General features: G+C 36.5%; 9 protein-coding genes. 8 read left to right on the top strand and 1 reads right to left on the bottom strand.

The annotated features are described in order from the left end of the window. Nucleotides 1-31: 31 nt before the first annotated feature. The 7 genes from ABZC96_RS07175 (at nucleotide 32) to ABZC96_RS07145 (ending at nucleotide 5828) form a co-directional block, all read left to right on the top strand. Nucleotides 32-745, top strand: coding sequence for a carbon monoxide dehydrogenase beta subunit family protein (locus ABZC96_RS07175; protein WP_373030093.1), 714 nt, complete (start codon nucleotides 32-34; stop codon nucleotides 743-745). Between the two features lie 12 nt (nucleotides 746-757). Beyond that, entirely contained in the window at nucleotides 758-1942 is a 1185-nt protein-coding gene (locus tag ABZC96_RS07170) for a ferredoxin oxidoreductase (protein WP_373030092.1), read from the top strand. A gap of 12 nt (nucleotides 1943-1954) precedes the next feature. Next, entirely contained in the window at nucleotides 1955-2851 is an 897-nt protein-coding gene (locus ABZC96_RS07165; RefSeq protein WP_373030091.1) for a thiamine pyrophosphate-dependent enzyme, read from the top strand. Nucleotide 2852: 1 nt separating this feature from the next. Next, a complete protein-coding gene (locus tag ABZC96_RS07160; RefSeq protein ID WP_373030089.1) occupies nucleotides 2853-3563 on the top strand; it encodes a 2-oxoacid:acceptor oxidoreductase family protein in 711 nt (236 codons plus the stop codon). Nucleotides 3564-3575: 12 nt separating this feature from the next. Next, complete coding sequence (locus ABZC96_RS07155; RefSeq protein ID WP_373029518.1) at nucleotides 3576-3800, top strand: 4Fe-4S dicluster-binding protein; 225 nt, start codon at nucleotides 3576-3578, stop codon at nucleotides 3798-3800. Between the two features lie 264 nt (nucleotides 3801-4064). Next, nucleotides 4065-5321 carry a trigger factor gene (gene tig, locus ABZC96_RS07150; protein WP_373030087.1) on the top strand — a complete coding sequence of 419 codons (1257 nt, stop codon included), beginning with the start codon at nucleotides 4065-4067 and terminating at the stop codon, nucleotides 5319-5321. Between the two features lie 102 nt (nucleotides 5322-5423). Beyond that, a complete protein-coding gene (locus ABZC96_RS07145; protein ID WP_373030085.1) occupies nucleotides 5424-5828 on the top strand; it encodes a group III truncated hemoglobin in 405 nt (134 codons plus the stop codon). 56 nt (nucleotides 5829-5884) lie between these two features. On the opposite strand, the gene ABZC96_RS07140 is transcribed toward ABZC96_RS07145, so the two are convergent. Further along, a complete protein-coding gene (locus ABZC96_RS07140) occupies nucleotides 5885-6400 on the bottom strand; it encodes a hypothetical protein (protein WP_373030083.1) in 516 nt (171 codons plus the stop codon). Nucleotides 6401-6571: 171 nt separating this feature from the next. Here ABZC96_RS07140 and ABZC96_RS07135 point away from each other — a divergent pair. Next, nucleotides 6572-6915, top strand: a 344-nt coding sequence (locus tag ABZC96_RS07135; protein ID WP_373030081.1) for a hypothetical protein, incomplete at its 3' end; no start/stop codon positions are given.

Genomic DNA, 6915 nt, shown 5'->3' with positions numbered 1-6915 from the left:
TTCGAAACTTCATACATATAAGGAGTCAACTATGACGAAAATCGTAACAGAAGGTCCTGCTGGGTATATGCCACAGTCAGCACCGGCAATGGGGGTAGAGCTTCCAAAAGAGGGTGAAGCTTTACTTTATGGTAATATTGTTACGCCTGAAGAGGCAATGAGAGATGCTGCTGTAGCATTACTTACAAGAGACAACCCAACAATCTTCCCTGGTCCACAAGTTTTATGGGACTGGAAAGATGACGTTGCGGAAAAAGCTGCGGCAATTTTGGATCTTGCATCTGAGATTCCAAACTGTAAAATCATTCCAATGCCAGATTACAGACCAAAATATCCAAAAATCGATGTTAAGGCTGAAATCAATCCAAATCACCCAAATCTAACAATCTTAGATAACAGAATCAAAGCTTGTGTGTTTGTTGGTGTGCATTGTCACTATGCAAATCTTTCACTTAGAATGATCCGTGCTGGTACTGATTGTTATACAACAGCATTATGTGCTTATATGGGACATGAAGAAGCAATGGCATCTATTAGAGATCTACATGCATCAGACATTCAAAAGTTCAAAGAGATCGTAATTGAAGAAAGAAATAAATTAGGCATTGAGTGGGAAGCTACTCTACCACCTGAAAATCCATCTTTACAAAAAGAAGATTACAGTACATTATCACCGGCTGATTATGGCGAGTATAGAAGTCTCATCATGACCAAAAAAGGTGAGCACGTTACTGAAGTCGAATAAAGGAGAAAATCAATGGATGCAAGTCAAAGACCACAATTAGAAAAGAAAAAAGTAGATATTAATTACTTATTAAAAGAGGCTCCAAGAGAGCAGCACTTTATTACAGGTGCACAGGCGATGGCAGAAGCTGTTAAAAGAGCAAACGTAGATATGGCGATTGCGTATCCTATTACACCACAATCAGAGGTAATGCACCTTGTTGGTGATATTTATGCTCAAGGTCACATTAAAGAGTACTATAGAGCTGAAGAAGAACTTGGTACTATGTCAGCTATCGCTGGTGCTGCAAGAGCAGGTGTGCGTCTATTTACAGCAACATCAGGACCAGGACTTCTTAGAGGTTTAGAGGCAATCGTATCATGGTCAGGACATAGAGTTCCAGCAGTACTTGGTATTTTGACTCGTGTTGTAAATGCACCGTTATCAATCCAGCCAGATAATATCGAAATGGCATACATGATGCACTGTGGTGCTGTAATGCTTCATGCTGAAAACCAGCAAGATACATTTGACTATACATTGGCAGCATTTGCTATTACAGAAAAAGTTGATGTATATATTCCAGTAGCGGTTGCAACAGAAGGATTCTTCGTAACACACGCTAAGGGTTATGTTGATATGACAGCTGATGATATTTGTCTAAATGACTTTGATCCAGTTGCAGCACCAGTTCCAGCTATGGATAATGAAACTCCACCAGCTAGAATCCAACGTGATGCTCCAGTTCAAAAGTCAAACTTTATGTCTTACTTGATTCACTCAGTATGGCAGCAAGAGATTTGGGATTCAAATTCTCGTGCGATGAAATATATCTATGAGTACCTTGGTGGACCAATCGAAGTTCAAAACCCTGATGCTGATGTATTTGTTCTTGGTTCTGGTTGTGCTGCAGCACAATGTAGAGAAGCTCACAGATATGCTCAAGAAGATGGCTTAAGTGTTGGTTTTATTAAAGTAAAAGCAATCAGACCATTCCCAACTAACGAAATCAGAGATGCATTAAAGAATGCTAAAGCAGTAATTGTTCCTGAACACAACATTATTGGTTGGTTATGTAAAGAAGTTAAAGCAGCTATTCCAAATGGTGGAATTGTTGTAGAGGGTCCAAGAGTATACGGTGGTATGACACTTCCAGTGGAATTGATCATGAAAGAAATTCATACTGCTCTTGGCCTAGAGTACGATCTAAAACTATAAGAAGGGGATAAAATGAGCTTAAAATATATAACTCCGGCAGAGAGATTTAAAAGATATTTACCAAAAGATTATGTAGAGTTAGTTGACTACGGTCCATTTGGAAAGACTCAAGATGAAGCTGGTCCAGGTAACATGGGACAGTTCAAAGAGTTAATGGAAGAACACCCAATGTGTTCTGGTTGTTGGATGGCATATTACATCAGATTGATTTTTGCTTCACTTCCACAACCTGAAGAGACTGTAACATTAGGTACAGCTGGATGTGGTCGTTTGGCTATTTCTCAAGCTGCTGTTCCATTTATTTATGGTAACTACGGTGACCAAAATGCTATGGCTTCTGGTTTGACACGTGCATTTAGACTACGTTTCCCTGATAAGCAAAAAGATGTTATTACTATTGCCGGTGACGGTGGTACTATGGATATCGGTTTCTCTATGACTATGCACTCATGGATCCGTGGTGAGAAATTCACAACGATTATGCTTGATAACGAAGTTTATGGAAATACTGGTGGTCAAGAGTCTGGTATGTCTCCTAAAGGTGCTATCCTTAAGATGGCTCCACTAGGTAAAAAAGGTGAGAAAATGCCTGCAACTGAGTTGGCAAAAGCTGCTGGTTGTGTGTATACTGTTAGAATGTCTCCGACGAACATCAAGAAAGCAGCAAAAATCATCAGAAGAGCGATCTTTGTTGCTAGAGAAGTAGGACCAACATTTATTCATGCGTATACTTCATGTAACATTGAGTACTCTATCCCTACTGAAGATGTATTTGCTGATGCAAAAGAGAAAGAGAAAACAAGATTCCAGTTTGAAGAGTATATGACAGATGCTGCTAGAGAAGTGATCGAACGTGTAGAAGCTGAAGAAAAATCGGCTAAAAGAGCAAAAAAAGCAGAGGTGGTTTAATATGTCTGAGCAAAAGAAAAGAGAACGATATAATATTAGAATCTCAGGATTAGGTGGACAGGGTGTTGTAACCACTGCCCACATCCTTGGTTCTACTATGGATAACGCAGGTAAATATGCATCTTTGGTACCATTCTTTGGTTCTGAAAAGCGTATGGCACCGGTTGAGGCATATGTACGTGCTTCTAATCAGCCAATTTATGAAGTGGGTGAAGTTGTTTACCCTGACATTATTATGATCTACCACTCACAAGTTATTACACATGGTAAATCATATACTATGCCTTTCTATACAGGTCTAAAACCAAACAGTTTGATCATTATCAACACTGACCATGATGTACTTAATGAAGATGACATTAAAGTTCTTGAAGATCTAAATGCAACTGTTGTTCAGTTTGATGCAACAGCATTAGCACTAAAAATTGCAGGTACTGAACTTGCGACGAACATGGCAATGATGGGTATGCTTCTTGGTCTTACAAAACTTGTAACAACTGAAAACATTGAAGCAGCGGTAAGAGAAAGATTCTTAGGAACTTCATTCGTTTCTTCTGGTGGTACAGCTATGCTGGATTCTGCTATTGAGAAAAAGTTTAAGAAAAAAGAACAATTGCTTGAAGCGAATATGAACGTTATTAATAAAACTTTTGAGATGGCTGACTCTGTAGATATCAGTGGTTCTGAGTTAATTGTCAGATTTGACATATAAGGAAGGAAATAGATGTATTATGTAGCAAAAGTAGATGCAGACAAATGTGCTGAATATAAATGTAACACGTGTACTTTATATTGTCCAGAAGCGAATACGCTGATGTTCGATAAAGAACACAACACGTCATGGGTAGATGAAGATAGATGTAAAGGGTGTGCACTTTGTGTATACGTTTGTTCTGACATGCTTGATCGTAATTGTATTACAATGGAAATGGCTGGTCAAGAAGGCTAAGTTCTTCAAGACTTTAGTCACCCTTTTGGGGTGACTAAGCTAAATAATCTCTCTTATCATCTAACAATAGTATCAATTCAAATCTTCACATAACAAACTTTTCACTGTAAAATAAAAGTTATGCCACTTCTAAAATCAAAATAATTCTATAGTTTGAAACTGTAAATTTAAATAACCTTATACTATTAACTTGGCTATTTTGGACTTAAAGTTAATTATAGACAATAATGCTAAAATTACGCAATTAAAACAAAAAGGATTGTAGTGAAAATTACAGTAGAAAAAGTAGATGATGTAAACTTTATTATGAGCGGTACTGTTGATAATAGTGTGATTGAAGAAAAGGTTGCTAAACTTAAAGAAGAAGCAGCTAAAGCAGAAAAAAATGATGATTCTTCAGGTGAAAATGTTGAACAAGACGCAGCAGGACAAGTATTTCAAGACTTCATCAATGCTGGGATTAAAGAAGGTAATTTAGACGTAGAAAATATTTTAGGTCAACCAGGACTTAAAAAGTATGAGCAACAAGAAAATTGTATTTACTTTGAAGTAGAAGTAGCTGTTAGTCCTGAAATCAATGTTGATATTGATTATAAAGAGATCGCGCCTGCTTACACAAAACCTACTGCAAGTCCTGAGGCTGTAGAAGCGAAGCTTTTAGAATTTGCTCAAAAACAAGCACCATTTACTAAACTTGAAAAAGCTAAACCTATTGAAAATGGTGATGTTGCTGTTATTGATTTTACAGGTTATATAGATGATAAACCTTTTGAAGGCGGTAGTGCTGAGAAGTTTAAACTTAAAGTTGGTTCTAAGCAATTTATACCTGGATTTGAAGAACAACTTATTGGCATGGAGTATGGTGAAGAAAGAGATGTTATTGTTAGCTTTCCAAAGGATTACTCAGCAGATGATTTAGCTGGAAAAGAAGCTAAATTTGTAGTAAAACTTCATGAAATACAAGAACAGAAAGCAGAAACCATAGATGATGCTTTTGCACAAAAAGTACTTCAAAAACCAGATGCAACACTTGATACACTTAAGAAACAATTTGCAGAACAAGTAACAGCGGAAGAACTTTCACAAATTTATATGAGCGAACTAAAGCCAAAGATCGTAGCAGCTTTACTTGAAAAATTTGACTTCACTCTACCAAATAATATAGTAGAACAAGAGATAGATGCAAAGGTCCGTGAAAAGACAAGGGGGTTCACTGAAGAACAACATAAATCGTATATGGAAGATAAGGGAAAATTTAAAGAGCTTAGAGAATCTGTACGCGAAGATGCAAAAAAAAGTATAAAAATGGCTCTTATTGTTGAAGCTCTAGCTAAAAAAGAGGGTATTGATGTTCATGAGCAAGAGGTAATTGCTGCACTGGGTTATCAAGCTACAATGACAGGTCAAGACCCACAGGCATTACTAAAATACTACCAAGATAACAACCTAATGACATCAGCGAAAATGGGACTCACAGAAGATAAACTTTTTGGGCATATACTTGGGTTTCATAAAGCATAAGTAAACTTTGGTAATTCATGAATGAGCGAGCTTATAACATGATATACGTCATTATTGTAGTATAGTTTAGCTATACTCTTATCATTAATATTAGGAGATACGATGCCTTATGATACAGTAGATAGAGGCAAGATAGAAGAGATGGTGCGTGAATTTTATACGATCGTACTTAAGGATGATATATTAAGTCCTATTTTTGTCAAAGCCCTGGGAAATGATTTAAATAATGGCAAATGGTATGAACATCTAAATACACTCTATAATTTTTGGATGCAGATGATGACAGGGGAGTCACCTTATCAGGGACACCCTTTCCCTCCGCATGCATTTTTAGGACCGCTTACTGAGGAACATTTTGAGCGTTGGTTAAAACTTTTTCATGAGACGGTCTATCGACTCTTTGTTCCTGAGATCGCAGATAAGTTTTATAAAAAAGCTAACATCTTGGCAGAGCAGTTTATGGATAATCTTGGTATAAATGATGAAGATGATGAGGAGTGGGACTAAAAACTATTTCCCCTCCCTTTTAACTTTCCAATGATTAGAAAAGTTATACTATTGTTTTAACTTGTGTAGGTTGGATTTTTTTCAACAGCTTCTCGGACACTTTCTGCTGCATCTTTACTCAATTTATTTAAAACGGCAACTGGTGTTTTTACATTTTTCGCAACGGCTGCTCTGACATCTTCATTCTCGTCACAACAGAGTATTGATAATGTTGCTGCAGGTGTACTTGGGTTTACGGCAACAGATGAACGAACATTTTCATGTTCATCTTTACTGAATTTATTTAATAGTTCTACTGGTGTATTTGGATTCCCAGCAACCCAATATGACATATCACTGTCTTTAGTTAATTCAACTAAAATATCTGCAGGGGTATTTAGGTGTTCGGCAACAAACTGTTTAACTATAGGAGTCTCATCTTTACTAAGCTTAACTAATGTTTCAGGTGATGTATTCATATGTGCAGCAACTCTCACACGAACAAATGGATTCTCGTCTGTACTTAATTCATCTAGAATTTCAGCAGATATGTTTTCATCTTGTACTAATTCTAACGCACTTGTGTTTGTCATATGTATTACCTTTATAGTGTTTAATCTTTTTTAGTCATTAATCTATTGGTGAATTGTAGCTTTTATATCTTAAATATTAAAGCATAATATGATGCCCCTAAAGTTAAAATAGGGTTTTAAGTGAATTTACAATATGATGGCCTACAAAAGTCCTAAAGGAAAAAAATATTAATGGATACAACTCTTGATATAAACTTTAATGTAACACCATCGCAAAAAGAGACGATACATCTAAGAGCATTGGAAAATGGATTTGATGACATTTCTGCATATGTAAAAGTAGTCGCACTTAAAACTCAAGCATTTACACTTACTCCTGCAGGTTCATCAACTGAGGAAGCATCTGTAGAACTTGGATTTAAAGTAACAGATATACAAAAAACAAAAATAGAAGAAAACATGAAAGAGAACGGTTGTGAAGACCTTACAAGCTATCTAAAATATGTTGCATTGCATGCAGTTGTAACGGCAGTAGTAGAAGTACGTTCAACTGGAAATCTTGATGCAATGTTAGC

Source organism: Sulfurovum sp. (assembly GCF_041551015.1).
GTDB lineage: Bacteria > Campylobacterota > Campylobacteria > Campylobacterales > Sulfurovaceae > Sulfurovum.
This window is presented reverse-complemented; position numbering and strand designations above follow the sequence as displayed.